The sequence below is a fragment of the Vibrio sp. TRT 29B02 genome, assembly GCF_050113655.1.
Classification (GTDB): Bacteria; Pseudomonadota; Gammaproteobacteria; order Enterobacterales; family Vibrionaceae; genus Vibrio.
Genome location: NZ_JBNJOJ010000007.1, coordinates 1 through 17777, shown reverse-complemented (window position 1 = coordinate 17777; position 17777 = coordinate 1). Strand labels below are relative to the sequence as shown.

13 protein-coding genes, 1 rRNA gene and 1 other annotated feature are annotated in these 17777 nt (G+C 44.7%); of the genes, 6 read left to right on the top strand and 8 right to left on the bottom strand.

Annotated features, from left to right (window positions below; translation table 11 throughout):
• Window positions 1–51: 51 nt before the first annotated feature.
• The gene (ettA, locus tag ACQEXT_RS06060) at window positions 52–1719 is read right to left on the bottom strand and encodes an energy-dependent translational throttle protein EttA (protein ID WP_138971365.1); all 1668 of its coding nucleotides are present in this window, start codon (window positions 1717–1719) and stop codon (window positions 52–54) included.
• Window positions 1720–1978: 259 nt separating this feature from the next.
• On the opposite strand from ettA, the gene sltY reads away from it, so the two are divergent.
• Window positions 1979–3934, top strand: a complete 1956-nt coding sequence (gene sltY / locus ACQEXT_RS06055; protein WP_426951073.1) for a murein transglycosylase — start codon at window positions 1979–1981, stop codon at window positions 3932–3934.
• 15 nt (window positions 3935–3949) lie between these two features.
• A complete protein-coding gene (gene trpR / locus ACQEXT_RS06050) occupies window positions 3950–4246 on the top strand; it encodes a trp operon repressor (protein WP_331417590.1) in 297 nt (98 codons plus the stop codon).
• A 24-nt stretch (window positions 4247–4270) separates the two neighbouring features.
• Here the strand turns inward: trpR and yjjX are convergent, their stop codons facing one another.
• From yjjX to ACQEXT_RS06015, 7 genes are all read right to left on the bottom strand, one after another.
• Window positions 4271–4804, bottom strand: coding sequence for an inosine/xanthosine triphosphatase (yjjX, locus tag ACQEXT_RS06045; protein WP_331417591.1), 534 nt, complete (start codon window positions 4802–4804; stop codon window positions 4271–4273).
• Window positions 4770–7115, bottom strand: coding sequence for a putative bifunctional diguanylate cyclase/phosphodiesterase (locus ACQEXT_RS06040; RefSeq protein WP_426951072.1), 2346 nt, complete (start codon window positions 7113–7115; stop codon window positions 4770–4772). Before ACQEXT_RS06040 ends, yjjX begins: the two co-directional genes overlap by 35 nt.
• On the bottom strand, window positions 7099–8133 hold the full coding sequence (locus ACQEXT_RS06035) for a polyamine ABC transporter substrate-binding protein (RefSeq protein WP_426951071.1): 1035 nt from the start codon (window positions 8131–8133) through the stop codon (window positions 7099–7101). The genes ACQEXT_RS06040 and ACQEXT_RS06035 overlap by 17 nt, the downstream gene beginning before the upstream one ends.
• Before the next feature lie 147 nt (window positions 8134–8280).
• Window positions 8281–9459: a prephenate dehydratase gene (gene pheA / locus ACQEXT_RS06030; RefSeq protein ID WP_138971359.1), complete on the bottom strand. Its 1179-nt coding sequence runs from the start codon at window positions 9457–9459 to the stop codon at window positions 8281–8283.
• Between the two features lie 13 nt (window positions 9460–9472).
• Window positions 9473–9592, bottom strand: a sequence feature (Phe leader region).
• 115 nt (window positions 9593–9707) lie between these two features.
• Window positions 9708–10034, bottom strand: coding sequence for a ribosome hibernation-promoting factor, HPF/YfiA family (gene hpf / locus ACQEXT_RS06025; RefSeq protein ID WP_138971358.1), 327 nt, complete (start codon window positions 10032–10034; stop codon window positions 9708–9710).
• Between the two features lie 343 nt (window positions 10035–10377).
• Window positions 10378–11802 carry a transglycosylase SLT domain-containing protein gene (locus ACQEXT_RS06020; RefSeq protein WP_426951070.1) on the bottom strand — a complete coding sequence of 475 codons (1425 nt, stop codon included), beginning with the start codon at window positions 11800–11802 and terminating at the stop codon, window positions 10378–10380.
• Between the two features lie 114 nt (window positions 11803–11916).
• A complete protein-coding gene (locus tag ACQEXT_RS06015) occupies window positions 11917–12642 on the bottom strand; it encodes an outer membrane protein assembly factor BamD (RefSeq protein WP_269377360.1) in 726 nt (241 codons plus the stop codon).
• Window positions 12643–12776: 134 nt separating this feature from the next.
• Between ACQEXT_RS06015 and rluD the strand changes: the two genes are divergently transcribed.
• The 4 genes from rluD to ACQEXT_RS05995 all read left to right on the top strand — a co-directional run.
• Window positions 12777–13757, top strand: a complete 981-nt coding sequence (gene rluD / locus ACQEXT_RS06010; protein WP_331417594.1) for a 23S rRNA pseudouridine(1911/1915/1917) synthase RluD — start codon at window positions 12777–12779, stop codon at window positions 13755–13757.
• A gap of 2 nt (window positions 13758–13759) precedes the next feature.
• Window positions 13760–14488: a peptidoglycan editing factor PgeF gene (gene pgeF / locus ACQEXT_RS06005; RefSeq protein ID WP_426951069.1), complete on the top strand. Its 729-nt coding sequence runs from the start codon at window positions 13760–13762 to the stop codon at window positions 14486–14488.
• 111 nt (window positions 14489–14599) lie between these two features.
• Complete coding sequence (clpB, locus tag ACQEXT_RS06000) at window positions 14600–17173, top strand: ATP-dependent chaperone ClpB (RefSeq protein ID WP_138971354.1); 2574 nt, start codon at window positions 14600–14602, stop codon at window positions 17171–17173.
• Between the two features lie 537 nt (window positions 17174–17710).
• Window positions 17711–17777, top strand: a 16S ribosomal RNA gene (locus ACQEXT_RS05995); the annotation flags it as partial.

The following is a 17777-nucleotide window of genomic DNA, read 5'->3' as shown; positions in this document are numbered from 1 at the left end:
ATAAAGGCCGCTATATTAGCGGCCTTTGCACAAATTTCAAGCTGTATCACATTATTTAGCAATACGCTTGTATTTGATTCGATGCGGTTCCGCAGCTTCTGGACCAAGGGTTTTCTTCAACCAATCCATATACTCAGTATAGTTACCTTCGTAGAAGTTAACCTGACCTTCGTCGCGGTAGTCAATGATATGAGTCGCGATACGGTCTAGGAACCAACGGTCGTGCGAGATAACCATTGCACAGCCAGGGAACTCAAGTAGAGCTTCTTCCAGTGCACGTAGCGTTTCAACGTCAAGGTCGTTGGTTGGCTCATCGAGTAGCAGCACGTTACCGCCAGCTTTGAGAAGCTTAGCCAAGTGAACACGGTTGCGCTCACCGCCTGATAACTCACCGATGATCTTCTGTTGGTCTGAACCTTTGAAGTTGAAGCGAGAGCAGTAGGCACGTGCAGGAATTTCGAAGTGGTTGATTTTGATGATATCCGCGCCTTCAGAAATCTCTTGGTAAACGGTTTTCGAGTCATCCATTGAGTCACGGAACTGGTCAACAGAAGCAAGTTTAACCGTTTCACCCATTTCAATCGTGCCTGAATCTGGTTGTTCAGTGCCACTTAGCATCTTGAACAGCGTCGATTTACCGGCACCGTTAGCACCGATAATACCAACGATCGCACCTTTAGGGATGCTGAATGAAAGGTCATCAATCAGTACTCGGCCGTCAAATGACTTAGTCAGGTTATTCACTTCAATAACTTTGTCACCTAGGCGCTCGCCTGGCGGGATGAATAGTTCGTTAGTCTCGTTGCGCTTCTGACGATCACCGCTTTGTAGTTCCTCAAAGCGAGCCATACGTGCTTTAGATTTTGACTGACGACCTTTCGGGTTTTGACGTACCCACTCAAGTTCTTTCTCAATCGTCTTTTGACGAGCTTTTTCTTGTGAAGCTTCTTGTTGTAGACGAGCATCTTTCTGCTCTAGCCAAGAAGTGTAGTTACCTTGCCATGGAATACCTTCACCACGGTCTAGCTCTAGAATCCAACCAGCAGCGTTATCTAGGAAGTAACGGTCGTGGGTGATTGCCACAACAGTGCCTGAATAATCAACTAGGAAGCGTTCTAGCCACGCGACAGATTCTGCATCCAAGTGGTTAGTTGGTTCGTCAAGAAGAAGCATATCTGGGTTTGATAACAGTAGGCGACAGATCGCTACGCGACGGCGCTCACCACCGGATAAGTGTTGGATCTTTTGATCCCACTCAGGCAGACGCAGTGCATCCGCAGCACGTTCTAGCGCGTTATCTAGATTGTGACCGTCTTTTGCTTGAATCAGTGCTTCAAGTTCACCTTGCTCTTTTGCTAGCGCATCAAAGTCGGCATCTGGCTCCGCGTACGCAGCGTATACTTCGTCAAGACGCTTCATTGCACCGGCTACATCAGAAACCGCTTCTTCAACGATTTCACGAACAGTCTTCGACTCATCCAGTACAGGTTCTTGAGGAAGGTAGCCAACATTTAGGCCTGGTTGTGGGCGTGCTTCACCATCGATATCGGTATCAATGCCAGCCATGATGCGCAGTAGGGTTGATTTACCCGCACCGTTTAGACCCAAAACACCAATTTTTGCGCCTGGGAAGAAGCTTAGAGAGATGTCTTTAAGAATTTGTCGCTTTGGTGGCACAATTTTGCTCACGCGCGACATGGTATATACGTATTCAGCCATTGCCGATCGTTCCTAAATAGTCAATTCACGGAAATGGTTATTTTATACTAAGAGCGAGCAGTTTGTTACTAGATAAACGGTGTGCTTCGCTGTCGGTGTCATTTATTGGTGATTTAACGTGCACTGCTTCACTTAAAGCAAGCCAAATGTCACAGTTATGTGAATTTATTATTATTTACATCTCCGCGCTTTACAGGTCTGATTACAATGAGTCTTAATAAGGAACATCATAGCTTTCTATTCTCTAGGACGAGCCTTTATGACGCAGACTTTCCGAAAGTCGCTGCATCGCATTTCTTCATCGCTAGCTCTTGTTTCTTCGATGATATGCAGCGCAACCTTTGCCACATCTGTGGTGGCTGCTGATTTAAAACAGCAAAGAGATTTGTATGACCAAGCTCAAGAGTTTTTAGATGCCAAGCAAGTCGCTCAGTATCTTAAAATTCGTCCACAAATCGCTGACTACCCGCTGACGCCTTACATCGATTACCGTACCTTTCTCGTTGACATTGCACAGCGCTCGCCAACGGAGGTTGAGTCATTTATCCAACAGCATCACAGTTTCCCTTTTTCAGCCCGGATTCGAGCCCCGTATCTGGATGAATTGGCAAAAAAAGGTGATTGGAAGACCATGTTAGCGTTCCAAACGAGTGAGCCTCGTGGCGAAACGTATCAATGCCATTATTACAATGCACATGCTCAACAAGGAAATGAAAAGATAGCATTCGAGGGGGCAGAAAAACTCTGGTTATCTGGGCACAGTATTGCGGATGCTTGTGATCCTTTGTTTGAGGCATGGGACAAAGCCGGGCTGAAAAGTGATCAAATGGTCGTTGAGCGCATGCTTCTCGCTTTTGAAGCACGCAATGGTACCTTGATGAGCTACCTGAAGAAACAGGTCAAGTCGTCGCAGGCGACAGGCCAAGCGGAACAGATGCAGGATCTATTTGGGAACCCCGAACGAGTCGGAGCGTTTGCAAAAAAACAGCAGGTAACGCCTGTTAATCAGAAACTGGCTGAACTGGCTCTGAAGAAACTTGCCCGTAAAGATGTCGAACAAGCTCAGCAGCAGTTCAGCTTGGTGGCTCAAGGACAAAAGCTGACGGAGGATACTCAGCAATCATTGGCGGACTACATCTCGTTTCGACTCATTAATACGGACTCTTCATCATTAGCTAAATGGCGTGATAAGCAGATAGTAAAGTCATCAAACGTCGCATTGATAGAGCGTCGTGTACGGCTCGCTATCCAAATGGCAGATTGGCCAAGTGTTGATAAATGGATTCACAAGTTACCTCAGCCTTCTCAGGAAACTCTCCGTTGGCAGTATTGGTTAGGGCGCAGTGAGATAGAGTCAGGTCAGAAAGCTCAAGGCCATCAGCGCTTAGAGAGATTAATTGGTCAGCGTAACTTTTACAGCGTGGCTGCTGCGAAAGAGCTTAAGCGTTCGGTCGAGTATCCAACCTCAGAAATTTCACTCGATAAGAGTCTGCTTAAAGGGTTTTCTACCGAGCTGATAAGAATAGAAGAACTGATTGATCGCGATAAGATTACCGCAGCGAAAAGTGAGTGGCGTTGGCTACTTGAACGAGCAGATAAAAAACAGCAAGAGATGTTGGCTGCATTTGCTTCTTTCAAAGGCTGGCACCATTTAACCGTTGCAGCGAGCATCAAAGCACAAATGTGGGATAATTTGCAGATTCGTTTCCCAGTCGCTCATCGCTGGTGGTTTGATTTCTATGCAGATAAACACAGCATCGACCCAATAACATTGATGTCTCTGGCTCGCCAAGAGAGTGCGATGGATATCGAAGCAAAATCCCCCGTTGGTGCTCGTGGAATTATGCAGATTATGCCCTCAACCGCTAAGTACACGGCGAGAAAGTATAAGCTGACCTATCAGGGCAAAGATGATTTGTACCAAGTGGGCAAGAACATCGAAATTGGCAGCCATTATCTTGATGGACTGCTAAAACAGTACGATAACAATCGAATTTTTGCGTTAGCCGCGTATAATGCAGGACCTCATCGAGTGAAAACCTGGCGAAGTCAGACCCAGGGAAAACTAGACGCTTATGCATTTATCGAGGCGATACCATTCAATGAGACACGTGGATATGTGCAGAACATTTTAATGTTTGAAACTTATTATCGCGAAGTCTTAGGAGTGGATGGAGCGTTCTTGAATCAGCATGAGCTGAACGCGAAATATTAGCGAGCACCTTATCAAATGTCATTGGAACCAGAATACAAAGAGTGGCAGCAGATCTTAGACCTGATTGACCAAAGCACTCAATCTCAACAGCATGAAATGTTACTAACCATGCTACTGACTCCTGATGAGAGAGAGGCTTTAGTGGCGAGAGTCAACATCTTCCGTGAGTTACTGAAAGGGGAGTTGTCACAGCGACAGATAAGCCAGATGCTAGGTGTTGGCATTGCAACCATCACACGTGGCTCCAATGAACTAAAATCAAAAAGTTCTGATGAAAAACAGGCGATTGCTCAGTTGCTGAATAAAAAATAAGGATGCATTTGCATCCTTATTTTTTTACAGATTCGCTGGAAAGTGGTCAGGATTGGCAAAAGGAATCAAGGCGAGAATCAGCGCTTGATGATATACGGAGCTGCGGGTCAGCAGATTATGAGTAAGTAAGCTGATCGCTCCTCCTTTTTGCTTAATATTTTCAGTCGCGAATACCTCGTCCATCACATCGCCCAATTCATTCGCATCTTTGAGCTTCTCTATGACCAGTGGTGGCAACATCAAACTGGCAGAGCGCGACTCGCCACGCTGAGTCGCCGATTCAATGACCATCCAGGCAAACGTGACATTACTTTCGATCCCCGCCTCTAAACCAACATAATAATCGGCATCAGGGACAACTTGTTTGGCGTTACGGACTCGGTTTATGGCACCGGTATACGTTTCTTCATTGCTCATCGGTTGGTCTGCAACTTCGCTTGGAACACTTGTACCGACAAAATCAAACTTCTCAGTTGGAAAAGTGGCTTCGAAGGCACTTTTAACCGCATTGATTTTGGCAGGATTAAGCGATGCTACAATCACCTTCTTTTTCGACATCTCGACTTCCTTTGGATTGAGTTTGAGCAAACTGTAACTGGGATAAAGGCAGAGGAGCAGAGAGATAGTAGCCTTGCATATAGTCGCATTTATTGTCTGCTAACCAGCGGTGCATCTCTGGTGATTCAATCCCTTCCGCGGTCACCATCATAGATTGAGAATGACAAAGATCAACCAGTGGTTTCACAACTTGTTGATTATCGGTTTTGATTAAGGTTTCCAAAAACTCGCGGTCAAACTTAATTTTCTGTACAGGGTATTCGACTAGCTGAGTAATAGAACTGTAGCCGGAACCAAAGTCATCAATCGTCAACTTAAAGCCCATCTGCGTCAAAGCGTAGAGCAAGCTATAGCTTTGTGAATCGGATGCAAATGTTTCTGTGATTTCAAAATCAATCAAATCAGCCTGAATCGGATACAAGGACATCAGTTCTTCAATGTCGTTCGCTAACTGTAGTGAATCAAGCTCCGCAGAAGAAAGGTTGACTGATAGCTGGATCGGCTCGTCAAAGCAAGCCTGCAATTGGGTAAAATCTTTGAAAGCTTGTTTTATAACCCAACGGTCTATCATGCCAAATAGCCCAATCTGTTCAGATATTGGGATAAATTCAGTTGGTGTCACCTTGCCGAGTTTCGGAGAATCCCAGCGTAATAAAGCCTCGACACCTTTTATCTTTTCACCTAGGCGATCATAGTAAGGTTGGTAGAGCAACGTGAATTCATTGTCTAAGTCACCGTTGCGCAGCGCTCGTTCTACCTGAGTTCGACGTTGGACAATATCATCAAGCTCCTTCGAATAGTGAGCGATTTGGTTTTTACCTGCTCGCTTGGCTTGATACATCGCCGTATCGGCGTTTGAAAGTAGTTTTGCAAGCACCATACCGTCATCTGGGTATGAAGCGATACCGATACTGGCGGTAATAGGGAAGCGACCTAGTTTAGGATCCGCATAATTCTGAATCGGTTCTAATACCGCTTGTGCGATGTGATCCGCATATTGACCGTTGTGGTCGGCGGCGATGAAAATGGCAAATTCATCACCAGATAGACGAGATGCCATGCATTCAATGTCATGGTGTTGCTGTTTACTTTGGCTAAGCGTGCGAATGTGCTCGGCAAAATTGACCAGCAATGAGTCCCCAATATGGTGGCCATATTTATCGTTGACGTATTTAAAATTGTCCAAATCGATGTACAGAATCCAAGCGTGAGTAAAGCGATGTTTGTTTGCCAGTGTGCGCTCAACATACACTTGGAATTGGTAGCGATTGGCAAGCTGAGTCAAATGGTCATTTTCAGCCATTGCTTTGGTTTTTTGGTAGCTTGAATTGAGTTCTTTATACATATCGTAGAAACGAACAGAAAGGCGACCAATTTCATTTTTACTAGTGAGTTTCTCGATATTAACCCGTTGACGCAGTTCGACCTCTCTCAGTTGACGATCAAGGTGGGTGATCGGACTGATGACGTGACGGTAAAGTAAGAACAGTAGGATTAGCACCGTGGCCGCGGAAGAGGCGCCAAAGGAGAGCAGCAAACGCTGTTCAATTTTAGCGAGCTTTTCTGTTATTAGGTATTGTGCGGGATCTAACGTTGCGTACAGCCCTGTTTTAAGCTCAATAGATTGCGTTAATCCGGACTTGGTCACTGGCTGAGAAGAAAAGAAAATACTGCTGTCGTTGTCGAATTCCAGACTACTTTTGAGCTGATCAAACTTGCTCAATGAAAGAGACACAACAACAAAGAAAACTTGATCCTTGTTGTAACTCAAGGGTGAGCTAAGAGTATGAGCATCAAGCACATCATAGCGAATCAGGATACTTTGACCTTGATAACCTTTGGCGAAACCAGTGTGAGAATTGTCACCAGTGTTTTGATAGAAATACTGCACATACTTTAAGACGTTCTCATCGAGCTTGGCAAAAGGATCACTCTGATTGTCCGCATAAAAACGAACATTCTGTTGACCATCTATAATGGCAACAGCAATGTCATCTTCTTGATTAGGTTGCAGGCTCTGTATGGTGTCTTGCAGGCTTTCAATCATTCTCATCTCGCGATAAGGATTATCCGGCTGACCGAAGTAACGTCGAATAATGTCGCTCTTAGTTAAGGTGAGCGAGTAACTATTGATCAATGAGATAGATTGACGAAAATGGCTGGCAAGCTTCTCCATAGAAAACTGCAAGTAGCTGTTTTCACGCTTTATGAATGCGTCCTTTTGATTCATATAGATGCTATAGCTAGAGATAGCCGCACTTAATAGGATGACGGGTGCAACGAGTAGCAGGACTCTAGTGTTTAACTTCATGTTGACTTAGTAACCTATTAATTATCTTTGCTCTTAGACTGATGTTTTCTGCCGAGAGTTCGCTATCTATAAGAGCATGCTCTAACCGGTTGGCTGGTGGAAATAATGTTGTATCGTTTAGGTACCAGTCGGGTAAGAGCTCCATTGCTCTAATGTTCGGAGTCGCAGCTTTTATATCAATTGCATTTGTTGCGGCGACATCTGGCGTCATTAAATACTCTAAAAATTCCACTGCTTGTGCTTTGTTCTCAGAGTGGCTGCTTACAGCCAGACAGTCTACCCAAATAAACATCTCCCCTTCAGGGATGACGTATTCCCATAGATTTTGACCAAGATAGCGGTTCAACGAGTGCTGATCGCCACTGTACGCTAAGGCCATTTCTAAAGGGGCATCGTCTGATTGGCTTCTGATATGGCTGAGAACATATTCGTAGGTGTGAACGGCTCGATTGAAATCGAGCAGTTTAGGGTAGGCTTCTTGCAAATCAGCAGGGTTAGCGGTTGTCGGTGACATGTTTAGGCTATAAAGAACGGGTAAGAACGTTTCAGTACTGTCATTGATCATCCCGATTTTACCCACTAGCTCTGGTGGAGGAGTCACAAACCCTTGCCAAGTTTTTGGTGGTAAAGAGATGCGATCTTTGCGGTAAGCGATGCCTACCGAACCCCAGAAGTAAGGAACGGCGTAGTCACCACACGCTTGGTTCCAACTCTCTGCATTATTCGTTCTGTTTTTTAGCTGGGTTAACTCTTCAAAAGCGCCAATTCTTCCGTAAATTTGTGCCGACACATTGTCAAGTACCACAACATCAAATGGTAGCTGGAAACTTTTCATCATCAATAGACTACGTTCGTCATCATTATCGAAATGAGAGAGATGTAGTGGCACACCTGACAGGGCTTCCCAATTGTTCCGTACGGTTGGTGAGAGAGAGTCTTCCCACATGTAAACGCTTAATGAAGAAGCGCAAACTGAAGAACTGATCAGAAACACTAGGGATAACAACGAAGTTCTCATGCTGACTGGGCGATACCTTAAAAGAGTACTTAAGATCAGCTGAATAGAGCTGACACAACACTAATATGCAACTAAATGTTAGATACTAAGAATATTAGTGAAAAGTGTCAGCTGTTAGATAAGATTTCTTTGAGCTACGTAGACTAATTATTGTAATTTAACCTGAGTGGGCTTCACATTTTCGCTTGGGTAACACCCCAACACTTTCAGATGTTTAGTGATCTTAGTCAATTCATTCAACGCATGCTGCATTTGTTGAGAGTCTAAATGAGCTTCGAGATCGACGTAGAACATCTCTTCCCACGGATTACCCATGATTGGACGTGATTCCAGTTTAGTCATATTGATGCCGTAACGTTGCAGTATCAACAGTGTTTCAACCAGTGAGCCCGCTTCTTGTGACGTTGACATGATTAAAGTGGTCTTCGCAGGGATTTGCGCAGATACCTCGACAGGCTTACGAGCAACGACAATAAAGCGAGTATGGTTTTCTGTCTGGTTGGCGATATTACTTTGGATAGGCTGTAGACCGTACAGCTTACCGCTAGACGCATTGCCAATCGCTGCGACATCATTGCGGTTTAGTTCCTTTACTTTTCTCATTGCGTCGGCGGTGCTGGCACAAGATTCAAGCTTAACGCCTTCGAGTTTACTCAAGAACTCACTGCACTGTGCATGTGGTTGCGGGTGTGAGTAGAGCGTTTTGATCTCTTCAAGACGTAGATCGGAGTTCGCGACTAAGCAATGCTCGATAGGCAGCGTTAGCTCGCCGACAATGTATAGAGTAGTGTGTTGCAGTAGGTCATATACTTCGTTAATTGAACCTGAACTGGTGTTTTCGATAGGAAGTACACCAAAGTCTGCATGACCTGACTCAACAGTATTAGTGACTTGCTTGAAGTGTTCACAGTTCAGTTCGATGAGTTCTGTGTTCTTGCGACTGAAGTACTCTCGACTGGCGAGATGTGAGTATGAGCCCTTTGAGCCGAGGAAAGCAACACGAGCCAGAGGCTTGCGGCTCAGCTCTGGGTTGGCCAAATTTTGCAGGTATGATTGCTGTAGTAAAACAGAGTCTTCGATGATGGTGTGGAATAATTTGGTGATGTACTGAGCATCAAGTTGGTACTTATCTTGTCCGTTATTGATCAACTTAACTAATAGCTGTTGTTCTCGATCGGCATCTCGCACAGGTTTGGAGGTCTGCACTTTACTTTTCGCGACCTCTATACTCATTTTACGACGTTCAGATAACAGTCTTAGCAGCTGATCATCCAGTTCGTTTAAACGCAGTCGTATTTCTTCAAGTGAGTATTTTTGGTCAGTCATCCTAGTATTCCTCATAAAAAAAGCCTCCCGTGGGAGGCTTTCTGTTCGTTTTTGACTTATCTTTCGAAAACGCGAGAGCCCCCAAGTTTAATGGAGAAAAAAGAAGTCAAAAAAGAACAGAGTGAGTTGGTGCATAACAATTTACTTTGTTGTGAATCTTTAAACACAATAAGCAACGGAGTATGGAGCGTCAACAAAAAAATAGCGCCCCTAGGCGCTATTTTTAATTGCTGGTACAAAATTCGATTTTATTCCGTTTCTTCTTCAAGCTCTGGCTTATCGGTACGGCGCGCTTCAGGTTTGTGGCGCAGTTTGTTTAGCTGGCGTTCTAACTTTTGTTCTACCTCATTAACGGCAGCATATAAATCTTCGTGAGTAGCAGAAGCAACTAGTTGTCCTTTAGGCACGGTGATAACAGCTTCAAATTTTTTCTGTTTATTTGGCTCCTCGCTGAAGGTCGCCTGACAACCGATGATGTCTACTTGCCACTTTTCTAACTTCTTAAACTTGCTCTCAATATGAGTGCGGATTGCAGAGGTGATGTCGATATTTTTACCAGTGATATTTACTTTCATAGATGTTTTCCTCTGTTTAATCCCTCATGGGTTAACTCCAGATTACTTATTCAAAGATAAAATAATGTGATCTAGATCACTTATTGATAGGTGTTTTTCGTGCTTAAAACTAAACGTGATCCAACTCAAAGAGTACGTGAATTTTAGTGTGAAAAAGCTTGTGCTAGATGAAAAACCGATTAGATTGGTAGGGGTAACGTGCTAAAAATTCAATGCTTTTTAGGGACGTTGTTCGACCTAATAAAAGTCTTTGCCTATCATTTAGCCACCTAGCATTTGTGAATTAAATCCCAGATTTTCTTCAGCTTTATTTCTCTAACTAACTTCAAATAACTCTTGAGCTCTATTCAATGGTCACTAATTGGGCTTGTGCCGCTTGATGCTCCCTCAGCTGCTTTAGAGATTTGAGCTGTTTGTAGATGACAAAGTAGCGATTGATATTGGATACGTAGTGAACGGGCTCTCTGCCGATATTTCTTCGAGCCATAATTTCTACGTTGCGAAACCATTTGTTCGGGTCATAACCATTCTGTTCAGCGAGTCGTCGCATTTTCCTAATATTGGCTGGCCCTGCATTGTACGCGGCTAATGTAAAGTAGACCTGATCATCAGGAAGGATATTGTCGTCATTGAAATATCGGTCCTTGATAAAACGCATGTATTTCACACCCGCATGGATATTGTTATCTACTTGATAGATATCAGGAATATTTACATTGGGATCTTTTGCCGTGCTGGGTAGTACCTGCATCACGCCGACAGCCCCTTTGTGCGAGACCTTACTCTGATCCAGCCCTGATTCTTGAAAACCTTGAGCCGAAATCATTAATGAATCGAAACGGTATTGTTCTGAGTAGAGATCAAAGATCGGCGAGAGAGAGTCAAGTTTATTGATGTGATTGGGGTTGAGAATTCGTTTAAGCCAGTTCGTATTGTCAAGATATTTGGCATAGATGACATTCCCAAGCAAAGTGCCGGAGCGATAATCCTTGAGGTACTGGTTTACAAAGGCCGCAAGCTGGGGGCTTTGTTGGCGCATCGCCCATGCTACTTCACCATCTGTTCTGAGAGGAAGAGATGAGTGAATCTGAATATTCTCCATCACTTTCAACCATAACTCACTTTTATGACTGTCTAGCACGGTGGCTGGAACATGTCCCTGGTTGACCATTTCAATGAGTTCGTAGTCTTGAAGTGTTTCTTCGACAAAACGGACTGTGATTGGAGGGAGTGACTGCTGTTCTAGCTTCTGGTTGAGTTTTTGTATGCTCTCAAAGTAGCTCGAACTTGCACGTACCCAAATATCTCGACCGCTTAGCTGCGATAGCTGTTCTATTGGAGTCTCATCTTTGTGGGTGATGAGTAACTCCTCAACGCCAGTCAGCACAGGATCACTAAAGGCGACTTGCTCGATTCGTGTTTCGGTCACGGTTAAATTGGCGACGGCTAAGTCACCGTAACCGTCAACTAGCGCAGGAAGCAGTTCATCACGGTGAACAGGGATCACTTGTAAATTGAAGTAGGAAGAACGTTGCCTAAGTTCTTTTTCAAAATGGTAAAGGAGCTCCGCAAGGATACCTTTTGGCCGGCCATCCTCTATATAGTAGAAACCTAAATCCGCAGCGACCAATACTCTAATGGCCCCTTTTTTCTCCAACTGAGAGAGATCACCAAAATAGGGTTGTTTTTGTAGTGGTGAAAGTGACAAGGCATGTGCGTTTCCGATGAAAAAGCACAGTAAAGAAATAATAGCAACGGTTCGTAGCATGCAACACCTCAACAATACACTGAATAAAATGTAGTTCTTTAGTTCAACATGCGCAAAGTTCGCCAATAAAAAAACCTCCATGTCGGAGGTTTTTTTGCTTTATTTAATAGACGCTTACTGAGGGTTAAGCTCAATCAGTTGCTCAGTTCTTTTGATCGCATCTTCAAGTCCTAGTTGCTTGTAGGCTTCCAATTGAATCTCAAGTGATTTGCGAGCGGCTTCAGTATCTGGATAGGTTTTTTGCAATTCTTGGGTGCGGTTAATCGCGGCAATCCAAGCCTCACGGCGTAGATAAAAGTCGGCCGTTGCTAAATCATATTGAGCAAGACGATTTTTTAGCGCATACATGCGTTTTTGTGAGTCTTCTGCGTAAGGGCTATCTGGGTAGCGCTCAAGCAGTTTCTTAAAGTCAGCAAAGGCTTTTTTCACAGGCTCAGGATCACGATCGCTACGATCAGTATTAAGCAAGTCATGCATAAAGTTGCGGTCTTGTGCCATGTGTGTCAAGCCACGCATGTAAAGAACCCAATCCAATTTTTCGTGAGTTGGGTTTAAGCGTGTAAAGCGTTCAATCGTCGCGAGACCTAATGCTAGGTCATCATTTTTGTAGTACGCATAAATTAGGTCTAGCTGAACCTGTTCTGAGTAAGCACCAAATGGGTAACGAGAGTCGAGTGCTTCAAGCTTATCAATGGCAGTAAGCCAGTTACCACTTTGAAGCGAAACCTGTGCTTCTGAGTAAAGCTCAGATGGTGGCACATCTGGAACAACCTCTTCGCTGCTAGAGCAGCCTACCAGTACTGATAATGCCAACAAGCCAGATAAAGTATGCTTTTTCATGTCAGGATTCGATTCCTTGAGATAAATATTTCTGTTGCTTCCGTTACTTTCTATTCCGTAACAGATACAATGTCCAATAGTACATTTTTCCACAGTAGTGACAATTAGTCTCACAGTTTTTAAAAAAGTTCGATATGGCCCAGCAGATTGAGTTAACAAACACAGTAAAAGATAGCCAACTAGGGCAGCGCCTAGACCAGGCTATTGCGGAATTATTCGCTGATTTCTCTCGTTCACGCCTCAAAGAGTGGCTATTAGACGGGAAAGTTCAGGTGAATGGTGAAGTCGTCACCAAGCCTCGTACCAAAGTGATGGGCGGTGAAGAGATTATTCTGCAAGCGGAACTTGAAGATGAGCAGCGTTGGGAAGCGCAAGATATTCCATTAGACATCGTTTATGAAGACGATGACATTCTAGTGATCAATAAACCACGTGGTTTTGTTGTTCACCCAGGAGCAGGCACGCCAGATGGCACTGTGCTGAATGCTTTACTCCATCATTACCCAAATATTGCCGAAGTACCTCGTGCAGGTATCGTTCACCGTCTAGATAAAGACACAACGGGCTTGATGGTTGTAGCAAAAACAGTTCCGGCACAGACACGATTAGTTCGTGCTTTGCAGAAAAAGCGTCACTTTACTCGTGAGTATGAAGCGATTGCTATTGGTCGAATGACCGCAGGTGGGCGAGTAGAACAACCTATTGGTCGTCATTCAACGAAGCGTACTCTAATGGCAGTAAGCCCAATGGGCAAACCCGCCGTAACGCATTACCGAGTGGCAGAACACTTCCGCGAACATACCCGTATCCGTCTACGTCTTGAAACTGGTCGTACGCACCAGATTCGTGTGCACATGTCATACCTACAGCACCCTCTGTTAGGTGATACTGCCTATGGTGGACGTGCGCGTATTCCGGCGGGCGCGACAGAAGAGTTGGCGACAATGATTCGTTCATTCGACCGTCAAGCGCTTCACGCTGTGATGCTAAAGTTTGAACATCCAATTACAGGCGAAGAAGTCGAATTCCATGCGCCTGTACCAGATGACATGGTTGCCATGGCAGAAGCTCTGCGACAAGACGTTCGTGAACATGGTTTAGGCGACGAGATCTAACCATGGAGATGATCATCCCCAACTGGCCAGCTGCGAAACATATAAAAGCGTTTTCCTCTACTCGAGGAGAAGTTTTTTCTGTTGGCGCTTATCAAGGACTTAACCTTGGGACTCATGTTGGTGATGATTATGCGATCGTTGAGAAAAATCGTCATTGGTTGGCGCAGAAAGCGTCTATGCCTTCTGCGCCAGTATGGCTGAATCAGACCCACTCAACAGTGGTGGTTAACTTAGATGCTCCAACCAATGAAGTACTGGATGCTGACGGAGCGTTTACTGAGCACCAAGGCGTCGTCTGCTCGGCAATGACAGCTGACTGCTTACCAGTACTACTGACCAACGTGTCAGGCACTCAAGTCGCCGCGGTTCATGCCGGATGGCGAGGACTAGCGCACGGCATTATCGAAAATGCTGTTGAAAAGTTTGAGGGTGAGGTTATGGCGTGGATTGGCCCTGCCATTGGACCGCGTGCATTTGAGGTTGGTCAAGATGTCGTAGAGGCATTTACTTGTATTGAACCACGAGCCATTGATGCCTTTGAACCCCGAACTCAACAGGGGAAATGGCTAGCGGATATGAACCTACTTGTTACCCAACGACTGCGTCGAGTCGGTGTTGAGCAAATCTTTTATAGTAATTTATGTACTTACTCTGACTCTGAACGATTCTATTCCTACCGCCGAGATGGCATCACAGGCAGACAAGCGACCTTTATCTGGATAGAAAAATAATCGCTTTATTTCCTACCGTAAACTCTATTCCTCCCCTTGAAAAACTCTATTGGCGTATCCATCTTTCATACTGATTAGTTATTTTTTCTCAGTTGAGATAGGAAGGTAGATATGCGTCTTGACAGATTCACAAGCAAATTCCAAATCGCCATATCTGACGCTCAATCGTTGGCATTGGGCCGCGATCATCAATACATTGAACCAGTGCACCTGATGGTGGCATTAATGGATCAGAATGGCAGTCCTATTCGTCCCTTGCTCACCATGCTAAATGTAGACATTACACATTTGCGCTCGAAATTGAGTGAGATCCTTGACCGTTTACCGAAAGTGAGTGGTATTGGTGGCGATGTACAGCTCTCTAGCGCTATGGGAACCATGTTTAACCTGTGCGACAAAGTGGCTCAGAAGCGTCAAGATGCCTACATCTCATCAGAGATTTTTCTATTAGCGGCATTGGAAGACCGAGGCCAGTTGGGCTCACTACTGAAAGAGCTAGGCTTAACTGAAACTAAAGTATCTGACGCCATCGATCAGGTTCGAGGTGGACAGAAAGTGAATGATCCGAATGCGGAAGAGCTTCGCCAAGCACTGGAAAAATTCACCATTGATCTGACAGAGCGTGCTGAGCAAGGGAAACTCGATCCAGTGATTGGCCGCGATGACGAAATTCGCCGCACCATTCAAGTTTTGCAGCGTCGTACCAAAAACAACCCTGTCATAATTGGTGAGCCGGGGGTTGGTAAAACAGCGATTGTTGAAGGTTTAGCGCAGCGTATCGTTAATAACGAAGTACCCGAAGGCTTGCGCGGTCGTCGCGTGCTCTCGCTCGATATGGGAGCGCTGGTGGCAGGTGCTAAGTATCGTGGTGAGTTTGAAGAGCGTCTGAAATCGGTTCTCAATGAACTGTCTAAAGAAGAGGGTAACATTATTCTCTTTATCGACGAAATTCATACGATGGTTGGTGCCGGTAAGGGAGAAGGCTCTATGGATGCAGGCAACATGCTTAAGCCTGCATTAGCGAGAGGTGAGTTGCATTGCGTTGGTGCGACGACACTTGACGAGTACCGACAATACATAGAGAAAGACCCAGCGTTGGAGCGTCGATTCCAAAAAGTCATCGTTGATGAGCCAAGTGTTGAAGATACCGTGGCGATTTTGCGAGGACTTAAAGAGCGTTATGAACTTCATCACCACGTTGAAATTACCGACCCAGCGATTGTTGCTGCGGCGAGTTTATCGCATCGCTACGTATCAGATCGTCAGCTACCCGATAAAGCCATCGACTTGATTGACGAAGCGGCTTCCAGCATCCGTATGCAAATCGACTCTAAACCGGAATCTTTAGATAAATTAGAGCGTAAAATCATTCAGCTCAAAATCGAGCAACAGGCTTTGATTAATGAACATGATGATGCCAGTGAAAAACGACTAACTATCTTAAACGAAGAGTTAGCGGATAAAGAAAGAGATTTTGCGGAACTGGAAGAAGTCTGGAACGCAGAAAAAGCGGCTCTGTCGGGAACACAGCATATTAAGTCAGCACTAGAACAAGCACGCATGGATATGGAGTTTGCCCGTCGAGCTGGTGATCTTAACCGAATGTCTGAGTTGCAATATGGGCGTATCCCTGAACTAGAAAAACAGCTAGATCTTGCGACTCAAGCTGAAATGCAGGAAATGACCCTACTGCGTAATAAGGTCACAGACAATGAAATTGCCGATGTTCTGTCTAAGCAGACGGGGATACCGGTATCGAAAATGCTGGAAGCAGAAAAAGAAAAACTGCTACGTATGGAAGATGTACTGCATAAGAGCGTCATTGGTCAGACGGAAGCGGTAGAGGTAGTCTCCAATGCCATTCGCCGTAGCCGTGCAGGCTTGTCGGATCCAAACCAGCCAATTGGCTCATTCCTATTCTTAGGCCCAACAGGGGTAGGTAAAACCGAGCTATGTAAGACACTGGCTAAATTCATGTTCGATAGTGAAGATGCGATGGTTCGTATCGACATGTCTGAATTTATGGAAAAACACTCAGTGGCGAGATTGGTAGGTGCGCCTCCAGGTTACGTCGGTTACGAAGAAGGTGGTTATTTGACAGAAGCGGTTCGTCGCAAACCGTATTCAGTAATCTTGTTGGATGAAGTCGAAAAGGCGCATCCTGATGTCTTTAACATCTTGCTGCAAGTGCTTGATGATGGGCGTTTAACTGATGGGCAGGGTAGAACGGTCGATTTTCGCAATACTGTGGTGATCATGACCTCTAACCTAGGTTCGACTCGAATCCAAGAAAACTTTGGAACGGTCGATTATCAGGGTATGAAACAGCAAGTAATGGATGTAGTGAGCAAACACTTCCGCCCAGAGTTCCTAAACCGAGTTGATGAAAGTGTGGTGTTCCACCCATTGGGTCAAGACCACATTAAAGCGATTGCTTCTATTCAATTAGCGCGTTTATCTAAACGAATGGAAGAGAAAGGTTACTCGCTAGAAGTCTCAGACAAAGCGCTGGAACTTATTGCTCAAGTTGGGTTTGACCCAGTATATGGCGCAAGACCACTCAAACGAGCGATTCAGCAAAGTGTTGAGAACCCGCTGGCGAAAGCCATTTTGGCAGGTAAAGTTGTCCCGGATCTGCCAGTTAAATTGCTGGTGAACAACGATCAGATTATTGCTCACCAATAATTACAGCTATTACAGCACTTGCAAAAGGGCCCTTTTTAAGGCCCTTTTGCTCTGTTTTTAGGCTTATTGTTTGTTATGTGAGCGAACGATGCGAAAAACGATATTTTTTTGAATTTAGCTCTTGTACTCATTTGGAAACTCCCTATAATGCGCCTCCGTTGCCACGGGATACCGAGCTAATAAGCGCTGGCAATAACGACGGTGAAAGTTAACTAATAACTTTCGAAGAAATAACGAAAAAAGTGTTTGACACTGAAAGTTATCTCGATAAAATGGCCGTCCGTTTTGAGAAGACCTCAAAACAAAAGCTCTTTAAAAATATAGACCTATCAATCTGTGTGGGCACTCGTTGATGATAATCCAATTAGAAGCTTAGGCTTCAAATTAGGTTTCAATGAAACGAAGTGACCATTCGAATTGGGCAACAGCCTTGAGCTGTTTTGTTTTACTTTTTCAAAAGTAAAGACCAATAAGAGCACAGTCAATTCAAACATTACTTATGTAATGTTCAGTATTCATTGAGCCGAACAAAATCTTAAATTGAAGAGTTTGATCATGGCTCAGATTGAACGCTGGCGGCAGGCCTAACACATGCAAGTCGAGC

Excerpts from the sequence above, each read along its gene's own strand:
- hpf (WP_138971358.1), bottom strand. The coding sequence starts at position 10,034 with ATGAAAGTAAATATCACTGGTAAAAATATCGACATCACCTCTGCAATC.
- ACQEXT_RS06040 (WP_426951072.1), bottom strand. The coding sequence starts at position 7,115 with ATGAAGTTAAACACTAGAGTCCTGCTACTCGTTGCACCCGTCATCCTA.
- ACQEXT_RS06015 (WP_269377360.1), bottom strand. The coding sequence starts at position 12,642 with ATGAAAAAGCATACTTTATCTGGCTTGTTGGCATTATCAGTACTGGTA.
- ettA (WP_138971365.1), bottom strand. The coding sequence starts at position 1,719 with ATGGCTGAATACGTATATACCATGTCGCGCGTGAGCAAAATTGTGCCA.
- yjjX (WP_331417591.1), bottom strand. The coding sequence starts at position 4,804 with ATGTCGAAAAAGAAGGTGATTGTAGCATCGCTTAATCCTGCCAAAATC.
- ACQEXT_RS06035 (WP_426951071.1), bottom strand. The coding sequence starts at position 8,133 with ATGAGAACTTCGTTGTTATCCCTAGTGTTTCTGATCAGTTCTTCAGTT.
- pgeF (WP_426951069.1), top strand. The coding sequence starts at position 13,760 with ATGGAGATGATCATCCCCAACTGGCCAGCTGCGAAACATATAAAAGCG.
- sltY (WP_426951073.1), top strand. The coding sequence starts at position 1,979 with ATGACGCAGACTTTCCGAAAGTCGCTGCATCGCATTTCTTCATCGCTA.
- clpB (WP_138971354.1), top strand. The coding sequence starts at position 14,600 with ATGCGTCTTGACAGATTCACAAGCAAATTCCAAATCGCCATATCTGAC.
- rluD (WP_331417594.1), top strand. The coding sequence starts at position 12,777 with ATGGCCCAGCAGATTGAGTTAACAAACACAGTAAAAGATAGCCAACTA.
- ACQEXT_RS06020 (WP_426951070.1), bottom strand. The coding sequence starts at position 11,802 with ATGCTACGAACCGTTGCTATTATTTCTTTACTGTGCTTTTTCATCGGA.
- pheA (WP_138971359.1), bottom strand. The coding sequence starts at position 9,459 with ATGACTGACCAAAAATACTCACTTGAAGAAATACGACTGCGTTTAAAC.
- trpR (WP_331417590.1), top strand. The coding sequence starts at position 3,950 with ATGTCATTGGAACCAGAATACAAAGAGTGGCAGCAGATCTTAGACCTG.